Below are 18,104 nucleotides of genomic sequence, written 5' to 3'. Positions count from 1 at the left end.
ATGGCCCGCCGGATCCGTTGCGCCATCTACACCCGGAAATCCTCCGACGAAGGACTCGATCAGGACTTCAACTCGCTTGATGCCCAGAACGAAGCCTGTGCGGCCTATGTGACGAGCCAGAAGGCGGAGGGTTGGATGCTCGTCCCAACCCGCTACGACGACGGCGGGGTGTCCGGGGGGACCTTGGATCGGCCGGCGCTCCAGCGCCTGCTCGCGGATATTGAGGCAGGAATCGTTGATCAGATTGTCGTCTACAAGATCGACCGATTGACCCGATCGCTGTCCGACTTCGCGAAGATTGTCGATCGCCTCGATTCCACCGGCGCCTCCTTCGTCTCAGTCACGCAGTCCTTCAACACCGCCACCAGCATGGGACGGCTGACGCTGAACATGCTCCTCAGCTTCGCGCAGTTCGAGCGCGAGGTGACGGCCGAGCGGATCCGCGACAAGATCGCCGCCTCGAAGAAAAAGGGACTCTGGATGGGGGGCACGGTGCCCTTCGGCTACCAGCCTGACGGCCGCAGCCTGAAGATCGATGAGACCGAAGCACCGATCATCCGTCACATCCACGACCTCTATCACGATCTTGGCTCAGTCCGCACTGCCGCAGAGCGTGCGGAAGAGCTTGGCTACCGAACGCGACCGCGGTCGTTCGCTACGGGCGCCTCGACCGGCGGAACCCCCTTCAGCCGCGGGCACATCTATCAGATCCTGACCAACCCGCTCTACGCCGGCCGCATCCGGCACCGGGATAAAATCTACGACGGGCAGCATCCCGCAATCATCGACCCCACGGCATGGGATGAAATGCAAGAACGCCTTGCCACAGAGGCCGCCCGAACACGCGGTCGGTCGAACGCGGCGGAACGCTCGACCTTGGTTGGCAAACTCTTCGATGAGACCGGAGATCGGTTGACTCCGAGTCATTCCCGAAAGAACGGCAAGCGTCTGCGCTACTACATTTCGCGCAGGCTGGTCACTGACCGGCGTGAGAAACACGCTGATGCGTGGCGGTTGCCGGCCCGCGACCTTGAGAACGGCATTGCTCGAATCCTCCGCGATCACCTGCGCAAGGCCAGCGTGATCACCGATCTGGTGCGGGATCTCAAAGCATCAGAGCTTCCCGAACTGCGGGAGAAACTTCTTCAGATCGCGGATGACTGCGATCCGAACGGAAGTGCCGATGTCTGGGCCCCACTGCTACGCCGCGCTGATCTGGCACCAGGCAGGATCCTGCTGCGGCTCGACCGGAAGGTAATGGCGGATCGGCTGAATGTCCCGCCGGATCGTATCGAAAGCCCCGCCCGCCGGGTTCCCGCGTCCTTCCAAATGCAGCGCCGCGGTGTCGAAGCACGCATCGTCCTCGGCGCGGCCATGCCACAGATCGATCCGGTGTTGGCAAAGAACATCCTGACGGCACAGCGATGGTATGCGGCCATCAAGGCTGGTTCCTCTTTCGGCGACCTCGCCGCTCAGGAAAAAATCACCTCGGCCCGCATTCAACAGATGATCGGCCTTGCCTTCCTCGCCCCAAGTGTTCTCGATCAAGTGACAGCGGGTAGCCAGCCTCTTTCCTTCACCTCCGAGTGGTTTAAGCGAACGCAGCTACCTTCAGGGTGGGATGAGCAGAAGCGAATTGTTAAGGGCCTTTGACTATCTCGGACAGCAGGAAAGCCTCATAAATCATGCATTTGGATTGCACGCGGCCACCTCCCCCGATAGGCTGAAACAGGCCCAGAAAGTGGGCACGCATTGTTGTCGTGCGCGACAGCTGCGCCGGGAGATACTAGTGGACGCCGACAAGTCGAAACCTCGTTTTTGCTAAGTCTCGGAGAGGCTTGGGTCAGACACGCACCCAACCGCCAGGGCGCCACGGGGTCGACATATCGTGCCCCTGAGTCGAGAGAATATTTGCGTGATCAATCGGACGAATTCCGAAAAGTAAGGTTTCCAATGAAAGCGTTTGAATTCGATCACCAACTGATCAAAGCTTACGAGCAATTTTCCCGTTCGTTCAGCGTAATTCGCGCATCTGATCTGAAGAAAGGAATCGACGCACAATACGACGCCGGAAAATTCTGGCCGGATGCGCTCTTGTCACTGAATCCGCGCTTCCTAGCTGGGCCGACCGTCGACGAACTCGTCGAGTCGAAAGATCTCGACGAAGGCACGGGACGAGTCTTCCGGTTCGGTGAAACTCCGCTTCGTTTTCACAGGCACCAAGCCGAAGCGATCGCGAAGGCGAAGCAAGGCAAGAGCTTTGTTGTCACTACCGGCACAGGTTCGGGGAAATCACTGTGCTTCTTCGTGCCGGTTGTCGATGCAATTATCCGAGCGCGGCGCGCAGGAAAGCCGCGGCGCACAACGGCAATCATCGTCTACCCCATGAACGCTCTGGCAAATAGCCAGATGAAGGAGATCGACAAGTTCATCGCCGGTTCCGGTTTGCCCGATGAGCTCAAGCCAGTGGTCAAGCGCTACACTGGTCAGGAAAGCCGTGAAGAACGCGAGCGTATCGCTGCCAATCCGCCCGATATTCTCCTGACGAACTACATGATGGCAGAATTGCTTCTGACGCGTCAGGACGACTTGGACTCGCAAGTCGTCTCGAACGCTTCCGGTCTCGAGTTCATCATCCTCGACGAACTCCACACCTATCGCGGACGCCAAGGGGCCGATGTGGCAGTCCTCGTTCGGCGCCTGCGGGACAGGTGCTCGCCTGACAAGGTGCCAATCTGCATCGGGACCTCGGCAACGATGGCCTCCGAGGGATCGGACGAGAGCCGCGCACTTGCTGTCGCGAAGGTAGCGTCGCGTCTGTTTGGCACCGACATTGGCCCGGACGCGGTCATCGACGAGTCATTGCAGCGCGCGACGGATGACGCCCTGAAGACCGAGCATGTCCTTGGCGCTTTGAAGACGGTCCTGACGCAGCCTTTGCCGGACGCACTCGCTGACGAAACACTGAAGCGCCATCCACTCTCGGTGTGGGCCGAACTCGAACTCGGATTGGACGATGGGCTTGAGCTTCGCAGGAAGAGGCCGATCCCTTTCGAAGAAGCCGTTGAAAAGCTTTCTCTTGCCAGTGCGGTCGATGCCGCAACCTGCCGAGACTATCTCGAAAAATTCCTGACCCGGGTAAGCCTGCCGGAGTATGAGCGTGGCGGCACAAAGGACGGTGCTTTCCTCGCTTTCAAGCTCCACCGTTTCATTTCCGGCGCCGGTGAAGTCTTTACGACGCTCGCAGCTAGGCCGCGTCGGATTCTTCTTGAAGGGCAGCTCGAGGATCCCGAAGCCCCTGGCAACCGCCTTTACCCCACGCGGTTCTGCCGAAACTGCGGCCAAGAATACCATGTCGTGACCAAGGTCGACGATGACGGGAGTTTGCGCTTTCTTCCCCGGAGCATCGACGATACGCCGCTCGATACCGAGGAAGACGAGGTCGCGGGGTATCTCTGTCCGGTGACGCCTGGCGATACAGATTTTCAGTTCACAGGCGAGCTTGAGGGTTACCCCGAAAGCTGGCGAGAAGAGAAGAACGGCATCGAACGGCTGAGAGGGTATCGCAAGAAGCGTATGCCGGTGTCCTACGTGGTCGGTGCTGATGGTCGCCACGGTGCGGGTGGAAATGATTTCTGGTTCATCCCGGGTAAGTTCGCCTTCTGCCTATGCTGTCATGACGAACCGACGCAGGGGATGCGTGAACGCAGCAAGTTGGCGGGGCTCTCCGGCGAAGGGCGGAGCTCAGCAACAACCTTGCTCGTAGCCAGCGCCCTGGAGTGGATGAACAAACCTGGCAGCGGCGTACCAGAGACGAAGCGGAAGCTTCTAGGGTTCACGGACAACCGTCAGGATGCAGCCCTGCAGTCCGGCCATTTCAATGACTTCCTGTTTGTAAGCCTGTTGCGCGGAGCCATCCTTCGCGCGGTCATTTCTGCTGGCTCAGGTGGGCTCGCAGAAGACGAGTTCGGCCTGCAGGTGGTGAAGGCGCTCGGCTTCACTGCCGCCAACAAAGAGGCGCGCCAGCATTGGCTGCTGGATTCGAATGCTGGTGCCATCATTCGTGAAGATGCCCAGCGGTCGCTTGCAAAGGTTCTCGCCCATCGTGTCTGGACGGACCTGCGTCGCGGTTGGCGCTTCACCAACCCCAGCTTGTCTGTCCTGAACCTGATCGACGTGAATTTCCTCGGTCTCGAGGAAATCTCCGAAGATCGCGAGCGCTTCATGGCCATCCACCCAGCGCTGGGTGTCCTCGGCCTCGAGCAGCGGCAGGCAATTCTCAAGGCGATTTTGTCCGCGATGCTCGAGGGCCTGGCTGTTCAGACCGAAGCCTTGGACCTGACTGTCCTTGATGGCGTGGCACAGAAATCCCGAATGCTGCTTCGGGCTCCTTGGGCAATTGACCAAAAGGAAAATCCACGTGCGCGGTCCTCGCTTGTCCTGCGCGGGGGCAGCAAGAACGTCGTCACACTGCGTGAAGAACAAACGCTTCTTCGGGCTGGTCCCAATTCAAGGATCGCGCGGCTCGTGAACCGGAAATCTGTTCTCGGCACGAAACTGAACAAGGATGAGTACTACGAGTTCATGGAGGGGATGCTTGCCTTCCTTAGCGACGAAGGGCTGCTTGTGCCTGTCGAACTCGATAGCGATGTGACGGGCTGGCGCCTGTCACCATCTGCGGTACGGCTTGTGCCTGGACCGGCCCTCGCTGATGAAGCCCACCGCGGCAACCGATACTTCCACGACCTTTACACCGCGATTGCCAGTGACCTTGGCGTTGGGCGTAGTTCCTACTGGGGTCTGGAGGGGCGCGAACATACGGCCCAAGTTTCGCAGAAGCAGCGAGAATGGCGTGAATGGCGGTTCCGGTTCGAACAGGATGATGTGGACCATCTCGCGACCTCGGAGTACCGCACGGAAATTCGAGCAACCGGCGAGTCAGATCGGTTCCTGCCCACGCTGTTCTGCTCTCCGACCATGGAACTCGGCGTTGATATTTCCGCCTTGAACGCCGTCTACCTGCGCAACGTACCACCTACGCCGGCGAATTACGCGCAGCGCGCCGGTCGTGCCGGTCGATCGGGTCAGGCCGCGGTTGTCGTGACCTACTGCGCCTCGGGGTCTCCGCATGACCAGTATTTCTTCGAGCGGCGAAACGATATGGTGGCCGGCGTTGTGCGCCCGCCGGCACTCGACATCACGAATGAAGAGCTGGTCCGATCGCACCTGCATGCAGTGTGGCTTGCGGAAGCGAAACTGGCGCTTTCTCCCGACATCCCGGAGATTCTGGACCTTCACGGGGCTAAATTCCCGCTGAAGGAAGACGTTCTGGCGGTCATCTCGAAACCCGCTCTGGTTTCGCAGGCACGGGGACCGATGGCGCGTGTCTTAAAGCAGATTCTGGCGTCCGACGGAGGGCAAACCCCGATCTGGATGGAAGATCCAGACGAGTTCATTCTTCACACGGCCATGAATGCGCCAAAGGAATTCGACCGCGCCTTTGACCGTTGGCGGGAGCTATATAACTCTGCCAGGACACAATTGGCCGAGGCCAACAAGCGTTCGGAGATTACGGGGCTCTCGGGAGCCGACCGGCGTAAGATCAAGGCCGCACAAATGCAGGCCCAGGATCAGATCGCCATCCTCGAACAAGGCAAGGCCTCGAATGGCTCTGACTTCTATTCGTATCGGTATCTGGCAACTGAGGGCTTCCTGCCCGGGTACAACTTCCCGCGCCTGCCGCTCTACGCGTTTGTTCCTGGCGAAGGTAAGACGGGGTCATTCCTGTCCAGAGCCCGCTTCCTGGCCATTTCCGAATTCGGCCCGCGCAGTCTGATCTATCATGAGGGCCGCGCCTACCGGGTCATGAAAGCCAAACTGCCGCCCGAGGTGCGTCAGGGCGACGGATCGGAATTGGCAACCAAGGACATCTACATCTGCTCAAACTGCGGCGCATCGCATGAGGGCGAGGTCGAGCGCTGTCATGGGTGTAACAATCACATGGCGGGAGAGGTCCCCATCAAGAAGACACTGCGCATCGACAACGTCGAGGCCGCACCGACCGAGCGGATCACCGCGAATGATGAAGAGCGCGTTCGGCAGGGCTTTGACATCCAGACCGTCTTCTCCTGGCCGAAGAAGGATGGGCAGGTCCAAGTGACCAACGCAAAATTGGTCTGTGGCGAGACTTCACTCTTGGCCCTGCAATACGCCAACAGCGCGGAAATCAGCCGCCTGAACAAGGGTTTGAAGCGCCGAAAGGACCAGACTGTCTTCGGTTTCCACATCGATCCGAGGTCCGGCTACTGGGCGAAATCCGACGACGAAGACAGCGACACGGACGTCCCGCCCGACGTGGTCAAGCCGGTTCGCATTGTCCCGATTGTCCGCGACAGAAAGAATGCCCTGTTGTTCCGCTTCGAAAAGCCAGAGCAGTACGAGCCCGAGACTATCACGACGGTTCAGCATGCGTTGCTGCGCGGAATTGAAGTGGTTTTCCAGCTGGAAGAAGGCGAAATCCTCGGTGAACCGCTGCCCGCGAGGGACAACCGTCGCGCAATCCTTGCCTACGAGGCAACGGAAGGCGGCGCCGGCGTGCTCACGCGCCTGATCGATGACGGAAAGGTAATCAACGAGGTGGCGAAGACCGCTCTGGGTCTGATGCACTTCGAGAATGTGGATGCTGCGATTGCTGCGGGTGATGCGGATCTGTTGCAGGAGAAGAAAGACGGAAGCTGTGTTCGCGGATGCTATCGTTGCCTGCTGTCCTACTTCAACCAACCGGACCATGAGCTGATCGACCGCTCGAGCCCGGAAGTTGCGGAATTCCTGATCGATCTTGCACGCGGCGAGGTTTCCCTTGCTGCGAAGCCGACCGCCGGAACCGTGCCATCACCTTGGCTGGAGGTATTCAGCGCAGCAGGCATTCCCCAAGTCGATACGATGCCCGCGAGGTTTGGTGGGCGCGAATTTGAGTTCGTTTGGCGCGCATTCGCGGTTGCCGCGACGACCGCTGACCTGACTGCAGAAGCTGAGGCAGACGCGATGAACAAGGGCTGGGTCGTTTTTGGATTGCCTTCGGCTCCGTCGGAAGGACTGCCGGATAGCTTCAGCAAGAATTTTAAAGGTTGATATGACTGTGAATTTTACTCCTGGAGATCTCGTCAGAGCGCGCGGCCGTGAATGGGTTGCCTTGCCGACACCAGGCGAGGGCCTGCTCGCCCTGCGTCCTCTCTCGGGCAATGAAAACGACATCGTGGTTCTTGCTCCGGATCTCGAGCTTACACCGGTAGAAGCTGCTCGCTTCGACCTGCCTGACGATGCACGCACGACAGTGCAGTCCAAGGCGGCCCTTCTTGCCGACGCGTTGCGACTGACCCTCCGCCGGGGGGCCGGTCCGTTCCGATCCGCCGCACAGCTTGCTTTTGAGCCTCGGACGTACCAGCTGGTCCCGCTTCTCATGGCCCTTCGGCTTCAGGTCCCGCGTCTGTTGATTGCCGACGACGTTGGCATCGGCAAGACCATCGAAGCGGGTCTGATCCTGCGCGAACTGATGGATCGCGGCGAGGTCGATGCGTTTTCGGTTCTCTGCCCTCCGCACCTCGTGGACCAGTGGATCACCGAACTGAAGGATCGTTTCGGGATCGATGCCGTTGCCGTCACCTCCGGGACTGCGGCACGTCTGGAGCGCAACCTCCCATTGGCGCAAACCCTTTTCGATTCCTACCCCTTCACGGTGGTCAGCCTTGACTACATTAAAGCCGAGAAACGCCGGGATGGGTTCGCCAGGGCCTGCCCGGATTTCGTTATCGTGGACGAAGCACACGCCTGCGTCGGGACGCACAAGGGAAAGCAGCAACGCTTCGACCTGCTCCAAGGCCTTGCACGCGATCCCGCGCGTCGGTTGATCCTGCTGACAGCCACGCCACACTCCGGGGACGAAGACGCGTTCGCTCGGCTTCTGTCGCTGATCGACGCGGAATTCGGGAACGTCAACTTCGACAACCAGAAATACCGCGAGCGCCTTGTCAGGCACTTTGTTCAGCGGCAGCGCGTCGACCTGGTCGAGGGCGACTGGGATGAGAACCGATCCTTCCCCAAGCACGAAACGACCGAATACTCGTATCGACTGAACGACGAGCATCGAGCCTTCCAAGAGGCCGTGCTTGATTACTGCTTCTCGGTCGTGTCTCGGGCCGGAGACGCGCAAAAGGATCGCCGCCTTGCCTTCTGGGGCACTCTGGCGCTGATGCGCTGTGTCGGATCGTCACCCGCAGCCGCAATGAGCGCGCTGCGAAACCGGGCTTCCAACGAAGACGACCGCCTCGAGCCGCAGATTTACGACGAAGATGGCGACGACGAAGACGCCGTGGACATCGAGCCAAACACCGTCTTCTCAAATGATCCCGCTCTCCAAGGGCTACTCGACAAGGCCAGCGAACTTCTGACGGCCGAAGATCCCAAACTGAACGCCCTCTTCAAGGCCCTCAAACCCTTGATCAAAGACGGCGCTAACCCCGTCGTCTTCTGCCGCTACCTCGCCACTGCCGAACATGTAAAGGAGGGGCTTCGTAAGGCCTTCCCCAAACTGAATGTGCAGGCCGTGACAGGTGAATTGACGCCGGACGAACGTCGTGATCGCGTCGCCGAAATGGCGGCGGAAGAAAGCGCCGCCACAGATCAGCGCATCCTTGTCGCCACGGACTGCCTGTCTGAGGGGATCAACCTTCAACAGCTGTTCGACACCGTGATCCACTACGACCTTTCCTGGAACCCTACACGCCATCAACAGCGCGAAGGTCGCGTAGATCGTTTCGGGCAACCCGCCGAACTCGTTCGCTCGATCATGATGTTTTCGCCTGACAGCGCCATCGACGGTGCCGTGTTGGACGTCATTCTCCGCAAGGCTGAAGAAATCCGCAAGGCGACGGGCGTGACTGTGCCTCTCCCCGACGAGCGGGGACCGGTCACCGATGCGCTGATGGCTGCAATGATGCTCCGCCGTGGCGGTGGCAACCACAAGCAGCTGACGCTGGACCTGCAAATCGGCGACGGCATCCAGGTGATGGAGACCCGCTGGCACGATGCAAGCGAGAATGAAAAACGCTCACGCGCCAGGTTTGCACAAAACGCCATGAAGCCGAGTGAAGTCGCTCCTGAATGGGACAAGGTGAAGTCCCTGCTTGGATCGCCCGCGGAAACGCTCGAATTTCTCGAGCGCGCGATGTCTCGGTTCGGGGTACCCCTCGAGAAGAAGAAATCGCTGCAGTTCGCCCACGTTCATGCCCTGCAGGATAGCCTCAAGGAAAAGCTGGAACAGCGTGGGCTGAAGGGCTCTCTGCAACTGTCCACTCAGGAACCGGTGCCCTCAGGGGCTTCGCTTCTGACCAGAACCCATCCGCTGACATCTTCCTTGGCCGAAAGCCTGCTTGAGGCCTCTCTTGACACCGAAGCATTGCCGGATCTGGGCATCGGTCGAGTTGGGGCCTGGCCGAGTGCCGCCGTCACTCAGATGACCCGCGTGGCTCTATTGCGTATCCGCTACAAGCTCACGGTTCATGCACGGCGTGAGCGCCTTCTGCTGGCAGAAGAAGCCGCCCTTGTTGCCCTCGACAGCAATACGGTGATCGCGTCTGGCAGTGAGGCGCGCGCGCTGCTTGCCTCTCCCGCGACTGCTGATCTCGCGCCTGTAGCCCGCGATCGGATGATCAATGCGGCGAAGGTGGCCCTTCCTGACTTGCTGGGCGGCCCGATCGCCGATTTCGTGCAAAAGCGTGCCGCGGAGCTGGTTGAAGACCACGCCCGTCTTCGTGCTGCCGCCGGTTCCGCGTCGCGTGTCCGTGTGGAGCCGATCATTCCCCCAGACGTCATCGGCCTCTTCGTTCTTGTTCCGGGGGAAGTGTAATCATGGCCCGCAAACCAATTACCGATATGTCCGCGTGGCCGTCGCTGAGCCTCGAAGGCAACCTGATCGCGCCTGCGATGATCGCAAAGATCGATCAGCGCCAGGCACCCGAGCAATCCGCCGAGGAATACGGGGTTCGCAAAGGCCTACAGATCCGCGAGGAAATCGCTACCGCCTTCCGCGTAGGCCAATCGCATTTCGACGCCTTTGCGAAGATCGAGCACCCCTCGGCCGCAGCAACCTCGCGTTTCATCGCCGATTTCTTCAAGGAAACCTTCGGGTACACCGATCTCGCGGTGGCAGCAGCACCGATCGCCCTCACGGCGTCCGACCGTGTGCCCGCTGTCGTGGTCCCGCCGTCCGAGCTGCTTGATCGCCGCAGCCCGACGCTCTCGACGGACAGGTCGCGCTCTCCGGCCTTCGCCCTTCAGGACCACCTGAATGATCGGGACGAGGCCCTCTGGGGCATCGTGACCAACGGGATGCAATTGCGCCTCATGCGGGACAATGCCTCTCTGACCCGCCCGGCCTATATCGAGGCCGATCTGGCGCAGATGTTCATCAACGAGGACATCGCGTCCTTCGCGGCGCTCTGGCTCCTGATCCACCGCACTCGCTTCGGCGCGGCAGACACCCCCGCCGCCGATTGCCCCCTCGAGCGCTGGCGCGACGCAGGCTCCAAGGAAGGCGAAGCCGCGCGTGATCGACTGGCTGGTCAGGTCCAGCTGGCCCTCAAGCTCCTTGGCTCGGGCTTCCTCGAGGCCAACCCCGACCTCGCCGCGAAACTACACTCCGGCGAAGTGAACCTGACCGAATGGTTCAACGAGCTCCTGCGGCTCGTCTACCGCCTGATCTTCCTCATGGTGGCCGAGGACCGGAACCTTCTTCACCCTGAAAAAGCCAAGCCCGAGGCCCGCGCCCTCTACGCTCAGGGCTATTCGCTCCAGTCGCTGCGCAAGCAATGCTACCGCGCCGCCACCTGGGACAAGCACCATGACCGCTACGAGGGGGTAAAGATCGTCTTCCGCGCCCTCACGCATGGCCATCCCGCCCTTGCGCTGCCTGCCCTCGGCGGCCTCTTTGCCGAGGACAGGCTACCCCACCTCGAAACCGCCCGCCTGCGCAACCGCGCCTTCATGGAGGCGCTCTATCGCCTGTCCTGGCTTGCCGACAAGAACGGCATGGTCCCGGTCAACTGGCGCGCGATGGAGACCGAGGAACTGGGCTCGGTCTACGAATCCCTCCTTGAACTGCAGCCCCAGCTGGGTGACGACGGCAAGACGCTGGTCTTCGCCTCCGAGGCCGCCGAGCAGAAGGGCAACCAGCGCAAGACCACCGGCTCCTACTACACGCCCGATAGCCTCGTGCAGGCGCTGCTCGACACCGCGCTCGACCCCGTGCTCGACAAGACCGAGGCCGAGGCTGACGACCCCGCCAAGGCGCTGCTGAAGCTCTCGGTCATCGACCCCGCCTGTGGCTCAGGGCACTTCCTGTTGGCCGCCGCCCGCCGCATCGCCACGCGGCTCGCGCGCATCCGCGCCGAAGGCACGCCCTCGCTCGCCGACTTCCGCCATGCGCTGCGCGATGTCGCGCGCTGCTGCATCCACGGGGTGGACCGCAACCCCATGGCGGTGGAGCTGACCAAGGTCGCGCTGTGGATCGAGACGGTGGACCCCGGCCTGCCGCTGGGTTTCTTCGACGCGCAGATCCGCTGCGGCGATGCGCTGCTGGGGGTGTTCGACCTGAAGGTGCTTCAGGACGGCATCCCCGATGCCGCCTACAAGCCGCTGACCGGCGATGACAAGGATATCGCAAGCATCTACCGCAAAATCAACGCGGCCGCACAGAAGGGCCAAGGCGGGTTTGATTTCGGCGAAGGGCTGAACAAGCTCCCTGAAACGAAGCCGATGGCCGTGGATTTCTCGGGGTTCCGCGACCTTCCCGAAGATACGCTGGAAGACATCAGCGCAAAGGCCACGCGGTTCAAAGAACTTCGCAAGAAGCAGGAATTCGTCCGCGCTCGCGCTGCATGTGACCTCTTCATCGCGGCATTTCTTCTGCCCAAGACAGGCGCAGCGCCGACGGGCCCATCAGAGCGCACAGTACCGACCACCGAAGAGATCTGGATGGCCCTCAATCAGGGTAAAATCCGGAATGCAATGCTCGATGCTCCGAAGGCTGCTCGTGAGGCCCGAGCCCTCCACTGGCCCCTGGAATTTCCTGATATCATGCAGCGTGGAGGCTTTGACGTCGTCCTCGGCAACCCACCATGGGAGCGCGTCAAGCTTCAGGAGCAAGAGTTCTTTGCCCTTCGCGACGCCGAAATCGCCACGGCGAAGAACGCAGCAGCCCGTAAGAGACTCATCGACCAGCTGGACGAGACGAATCCGCGCCTTGCGAAGGAATGGCAGGATGCGTTGCGGACGGCCGCAACCGAAAGCCATTTCATGCGAGAATCCGGCCGCTTCCCTCGTGGCGGTGTCGGTGACGTGAATACCTACGCGGTATTCACCGATCATTTCTGGCAGCTCACGAAGGCCACCGGGTACGCGGGTCTCATTATCCCCACCGGCCTTGTCACCGGTTTTACTTACCGCGCTTTCCTTGGAGAGCTGCTAAGTACCAAGTCTCTCGTCGCGTTCTATGGTTTCGAGAACGAGGATCTGATCTTCCCGCATATTACCAACAAGGTCAAATTTGGTCTGCTAACGATGGCTGGACGTTCTGTCGGCATCGAACAGCCGTGGTTCACGGCACATATCCGGCAGCCTTCGGAAATCGCCGATCCGGAAAAGCGCTACGCGCTGACTGTTGACGAGATCAGGGCCATCAATCCGAACACCCTGAACCTCCCGGCCTTCCGCTGGTCGCGCGACGCCAAAGTCACTGCGGCGATCCACATGGCGGCGCCGATCCTGATCGAGAAGGATGGGAACACAGTCACGGCGAACCCTTGGCGGGTATCAATGACAACGCTCTTTCACATGTCGGGCGATTCAGAACATTTTTTGGATCACAACGATGTTGAGAGCCAAATCAAGGCTCGCGAAAACACTCTCGCGACGCTCAAAGATGGTCGGAGGGTTTTCCCTCTCTACGAAGGGAAGATGTATTGGAACTTCGACCACAGATACGGAACGTATGAGGGGCAAACTGAAAAGCAAGCCAATAAGGGGGTTTTGCCTCGCGTCACGAGCGAGCTTCACGACGATCCCGAATATAGGATTGAGCCCCGGTATTGGGTCGAGGAGGACTTAACTAATTCTCGATTGGCAGATGAAGCTGGAAGATCTTGGTTCTTTTCATGGCGCGACGTCGGTATCTCAGAGCGCACGTTGATCGGAACAATCATTCCGAAAACGGCGGCCGGACATGTCGCTCCTATTATGTTCTCCAAACTTGAGCAGACGGAATTTGCGTTATTGTGCGCAGTACTCAGTACGCTCGTAGTTGATTATGCCATTCGGCAAAAGACGATGCGCCTCAGCTTCTTTGTGTTGGAGCAGGCTCCGGTCTTGGCGCCTGGCTTCTTTGATCATGAGTTGCCATGGCTCGGTGCGTCTCCCGCCAACTGGTTGTCCCCGCGTGTCCTTGAGCTCTGCTATACAAATGTGGAACTAACGGCTTTCGCGCGAGACCTAGGATTTACGGGTGCTCCATTCACATGGTCTGAAGATCGACGTCCGGCTCTACAAGCCGAAATCGATTCGGCCATGCTGCACTTTTACGGATTGAATCGCGAACAGTCGGAATGGGTGCTCAACTCCTTCACGGTGCTCCGGAAGTACGAGGAGCGGGATCACGACGAGTTCCGCACCAAACGGCTCGTCTTGGCCGCCTATGACGCCATGGCTGAAGCAAAGGCGGTCGGCACCGCATACGTCTCCCCGCTTTCGCCGCCGCCCGCCGACCCAAGCCTGTGCCACGACGCTGCTGCCTCGCAGACTATACCCGCCCGCCGCCCCATCGAACTTCCTCCGCTCGGCCAGTTCCCGGATGCCGTGTGGGCGTGGCCTCAGGGCTTCGACGAGCGAGACAGGGTACGGGCACAGCTTCGGGCGATGGTGGGTATTCTGCCAGGGCTTTCGGATGCCCGTCGCGTCCGTCTGGCCGCGCTCGCCTGCCTTCAGCCAAGTCTGCTGGATGGGTTCCTGACAGAAGCGGATCGCCTAGAGTGGCAACGTCTTATGCCGCACTCGACAGGCGTGACCCAGCTTGTGCCGCCAACGAACGCGGCCTGGGGCGCAGCCTTCAATCAACTTGTTTCCTCTGCGGTGTTGGATGTTTCATCCGACGGCACACAATGGAGCGCGGGTTCGAGGCTTGAGCGATCGACCCTGAATGCAAGCGATCCTGCCGTCGGCCGCGCAATCTTCGCCTGGTCGAGGCTGGAAGGTGTGGATCTGGATCACGGGCTCGAGCAGGTGTCGGCCGTAATCCTTCCCTTCATCAGGGAGGGTAGCCTTGCAGCCTGATCTGTTTCAGCCTTCTGAAATTGAATTCAACTTGCCCGAAGGGCAGCAAGGGCCCCGCCTGTGGGTTCGACGGCTGGCGCTGTGGCGTGATCCTCAGACCCTGCTGCGCGACATCGAGCTTCGGCGCGGGGTCAACATCATCTGGTCGCCCGACCTGTCGATGAACGGAACCGGTGCCACCCCTCATGGCAGCGGCAAGACGACATTCTGCCGTTTGATCCGGTATTGCTTGGGCGAGCGCACCTTCGCCAACGACGAACAGCGCCCCCTCATGCAGCAAAAATTGCCGAATGGCTTTGTTGGCGCCGAAGTCATCATTGATGGCGAGTGTTGGGTGGTCACCCGTCCGATTGGCATGAACCTGCGGTCCCGCGCTACCCGCGCAGAGCGCATCGAGGAGACATTTGACCAGCTTCTGGTCGGCACTGAACCTCCAACGATAGCGCCGGTGATCTCCGACAGATTTTGTGCCCGGTATCGAGATCAGGTTCCGGACAACTTGAAGGCAGAACAAGTATGGGACGTCCTGCTGGCTTGGCTCACCCGCGATCAGGAATGCCGTCTGGACGATGTCTTCGACTGGCGCTCCAAGCGGTCCGGTTCGGGATCACCTGCACAGGAACTTTCTCTTGAGACAAGGCTGACTGTCGTGCGTCTGGCTATTGGGGCGCTCTCCGCGGAGGAGGTTCAAGCCACGAAAGAGGCCAGAGCGCGCGCACGCGAGCGCGACAGTCTGCGTGAAAAGCTTGGCCATCTCGACTGGTTCCAAAGTCAAAAATTCGACGAACTTTGTGAACGGCTTTCTTACTCCAAAGACCGTGATCCGACGGAAGAGATCGTCCGCAAGGAGTTGATCGACAAGGCGAATGAAGAACTGGCAAAGGCCTTAGGCACCGAGCACTCCAAGGGTGGTCGCCCCAGCCACGCTCTGCGCGGCAAGCGAAAACTTCTGCAGTCCGAACGAAACAAAACAAGCGACGAAAGGGCGGAGAAGAAGGCCTTATTGAACAGCCTTCCGAGTCAGATTTCTGCTGCTCGTGCCGAACAAGGAACCGAGCAAGCGAGACTTGAAACTGGCGTTATTGTCCGTTGCGCAATTTGTCATGTCAGCATCGATGAGGTGAAGGCCAATGGATGCGGGGTGTCTCTGGAACGGTGCAACCTTGACGAGGTGAAAGGCCGGATTGAACGGACCGAGAAACATATCGCTGAGCTAGATCGTCAAAGACTGGCGCTGCCCGGAGAAATTGAAAAACTCGATCAGGAAATCACGCGTTTGGATGGTGAAATTTCCAAAACTGATGATTCTTTCGCGCAACTCGAGCAGCAAGCCTCAGACGCCAACAAGGCTATTAGTCACGCGCAGGACTCGGTGAGAGAAGCTAGCTGGTTCGACCGCCAGTTAAGTGGTCGCGCCCGAATAGTTCAACGCTTGGCCGTCGTTGACAACATGCTGGAAGGCTAGCGACAAAAGATGGGCCTTGAGCGCGAGCGCGCCGCGGCAGCGATAGGTGATCTGGAAACACTCTTTCGACAACTTGTCGCGACTCTGATGCCCAATGGCTGCACTGGGAAAGTGAAGCTCGACGGTAACGGTCTGCATCCCGAGATATTGCTGGATCGTGGCGCGGGCCTTTCAACGGCGGCAGTAGAGTCGTTCAAGATCGTTGCTTTTGACCTTGCCGCCATGATCCTCTCGGTGAACGGAAAGGCGGACCTACCATCGTTCCTTATCCACGACAGTCCGCGTGAAGCAGACCTCGACGCTGGCATCTACTCAAATCTCTTTGATTTCGCGCTGGGCCTGGAAGAGAAGACGAGCCCCCCACCATTCCAGTATATTGTGACGACAACTACCGCCCCTTCGCAAATCACAGCAGATCATCACTCGGTACGGCTGAAACTTTCATCAACCCCACCTGGTGCCAGGTTGTTTGCGATGGACTTTTGATGATCGAGACCCCCCAATCCTTCGTTACCCGCCAGGAATGCGACAAGGTTGCGTTCCAGAATGGATTCCGTCGGCTACATGGCGAAGTCGACGGGTGGAGACACTATGGCTCGACAACGGCGCAGGGCTCAGTCTGGCTCGCGCATGATGCCTCTGATCGATGGCTCCTCGCCATCGACCATGGAGGCGTGATCGAAGAATCCGACCTCCCCGACGCGGCCATCGATGGGCCTGGGCTAGCCCGTTACATCTTCTCGACGTTGGGTCAGCTCTATGCCTCAATGCAGCGCGTGTACCAATTGGCCGTCAGCCTCCCCGACGCACCGCTCGCTCAATTCCTAGGCAAGGTAAAGGATCTGCCTACAACCACCGAGGCCGAACGGCTCGTTATACAGCGCATCGGTCAGAATGTGTTTCGGTCGGGGCTGATAGACTACTGGCAGGGCCGCTGCCCGCTGACGGGGATCGCGGATACTCCTCTGCTTCGCGCCTCTCACATCGTTCCCTGGAAGGATTGCACCACCGACGCCGAGCGTCTCGATGTGCACAACGGATTGCTGCTTTCAGCCCTCTGGGACGCTGCGTTTGACCGTGGACTCGTCAGTTTCGACGACCTAGGTCAACCGCTCTTCTCTCCTGCTCTTGGTGAAACGGCCCGCGATGAACTACGCTGGCAGCAGCCGATCAATTTGACCGATCAGCATCGAGAGCGCCTAGCGTGGCACCGCAATACTCTATTGAAAAAGACGCTACCTCCATGACGATCGCCACAGAACGCATCTCGAGTCCTCCGACATCAGCTTCGACTCCACCGAAAGTCAAGTCCAACGCCTGAAGCCGCGGCCGAAAACCGTATCGAGCCAAATGCCAAACAGAGACTCGGGCCGTTTTGGGCGGCTATTTCGCCTGAAATTTCAAGTCTCTAGGGAGCTGAACGCCTCGCATGTCGCGGGAACCGCGCCACAATACGTGAGGCGAAAAATAGTTTAATATCAATGGGTTATGTGGTGGCGGAGCGCTCTGGATTCGAACCAGAGATATGTTCCTTTCTCTAACCCCCGGAAAACACGGCACAATTTCAGCGTAGACATTAGGGTAGACGGTTGATTTTGCACTATTTTTCAGATTTTCAGCTTTATTGTGCTAGCCCGTCGGATGAACGCTACCCCCCTTTGAGTGCCGCTTGCTTGGCCAGATGCCGCGCCTTCACATCTCGCGCAAGCGGATCCGGTCCTCCGGGACAAGCCAACCGAGGAACTCCCCCGAGAGATCAGAGTGACCCCAGAAGTGCAGCCTTCTCAGAGCCGTTGCGCCTTTGCCGTCCCGGGACAGGACATCGGCACCGCAGTCGATGAGTTCTTTCAGCAGCCAGCGGTTGCCGATTTCTGCGGCATAGAGGAATGGCGTGAGAGCCGCGCGCGCCAAGTCGCTGTTGATCTTGTCTGGTCTGGCGTTCACATCGGCACCGGCTTTGAGCAAATGTCTGACGATTAGGCGCGTATTGGTTTGGTCGCCCATATCTGCATGTGCTTCTGTCACCAGCGGGCGAATGATGTCCTGTAAGGGCTCCACCGCTTCAAGGAGCGCCGATGCCTGGTCTTTCAGAAACGGCGATGCGGCCGGCCGCAACGCCGTTGGGATGCTGTGCAGGTTATGTTCGATCACATCTGGAGTGAGCATGACCTGCCCCTATTTTCAGGGCCACTCGTAAGTCGAGTTTGTTCTGCATTTGTGTGCCATCATTCGGCGGCGTGAGCAATGGGCGCAGGCGCGG

The 18,104-nt window shown here is 59.6% G+C and carries 8 protein-coding genes; 7 read left to right on the top strand and 1 reads right to left on the bottom strand.

Translation table 11 applies throughout. From position 1 onward, the window contains the following. From BLV97_RS17015 to BLV97_RS16990, 7 genes are all read left to right on the top strand, one after another. Positions 1-1,653, top strand: coding sequence for a recombinase family protein (locus tag BLV97_RS17015; RefSeq protein WP_035838470.1), 1,653 nt, complete (start codon positions 1-3; stop codon positions 1,651-1,653). Between the two features lie 300 nt (positions 1,654-1,953). Then, positions 1,954-7,131 carry a DEAD/DEAH box helicase gene (locus BLV97_RS17010; RefSeq protein ID WP_035838468.1) on the top strand — a complete coding sequence of 1,726 codons (5,178 nt, stop codon included), beginning with the start codon at positions 1,954-1,956 and terminating at the stop codon, positions 7,129-7,131. A 1-nt stretch (position 7,132) separates the two neighbouring features. Further along, positions 7,133-9,904, top strand: a complete 2,772-nt coding sequence (locus tag BLV97_RS17005; RefSeq protein WP_035838467.1) for a DEAD/DEAH box helicase — start codon at positions 7,133-7,135, stop codon at positions 9,902-9,904. A gap of 2 nt (positions 9,905-9,906) precedes the next feature. Beyond that, a complete protein-coding gene (locus BLV97_RS17000) occupies positions 9,907-14,379 on the top strand; it encodes an Eco57I restriction-modification methylase domain-containing protein (protein WP_035838464.1) in 4,473 nt (1,490 codons plus the stop codon). Then, the gene (locus BLV97_RS16995; RefSeq protein ID WP_210184805.1) at positions 14,369-15,844 is read left to right on the top strand and encodes a coiled-coil domain-containing protein; all 1,476 of its coding nucleotides are present in this window, start codon (positions 14,369-14,371) and stop codon (positions 15,842-15,844) included. The genes BLV97_RS17000 and BLV97_RS16995 overlap by 11 nt, the downstream gene beginning before the upstream one ends. Positions 15,845-15,853: 9 nt before the next feature. Then, positions 15,854-16,330, top strand: a complete 477-nt coding sequence (locus tag BLV97_RS21455) for a DUF2326 domain-containing protein (protein WP_210184804.1) — start codon at positions 15,854-15,856, stop codon at positions 16,328-16,330. Beyond that, positions 16,330-17,091 carry an HNH endonuclease gene (locus tag BLV97_RS16990; RefSeq protein WP_035838458.1) on the top strand — a complete coding sequence of 254 codons (762 nt, stop codon included), beginning with the start codon at positions 16,330-16,332 and terminating at the stop codon, positions 17,089-17,091. Before BLV97_RS21455 ends, BLV97_RS16990 begins: the two co-directional genes overlap by 1 nt. A gap of 445 nt (positions 17,092-17,536) precedes the next feature. On the opposite strand, the gene BLV97_RS16985 is transcribed toward BLV97_RS16990, so the two are convergent. Next, positions 17,537-18,010: an ankyrin repeat domain-containing protein gene (locus tag BLV97_RS16985; protein ID WP_051645849.1), complete on the bottom strand. Its 474-nt coding sequence runs from the start codon at positions 18,008-18,010 to the stop codon at positions 17,537-17,539. Positions 18,011-18,104: the final 94 nt, after the last annotated feature.

It is taken from the genome of Allgaiera indica, from assembly GCF_900106675.1.
Taxonomy (GTDB): domain Bacteria; phylum Pseudomonadota; class Alphaproteobacteria; order Rhodobacterales; family Rhodobacteraceae; genus Acidimangrovimonas; species Acidimangrovimonas indica.
The sequence above is the reverse complement of the archived record's forward strand: the minus strand, read 5'-3'. Positions and strand labels throughout refer to the sequence as shown.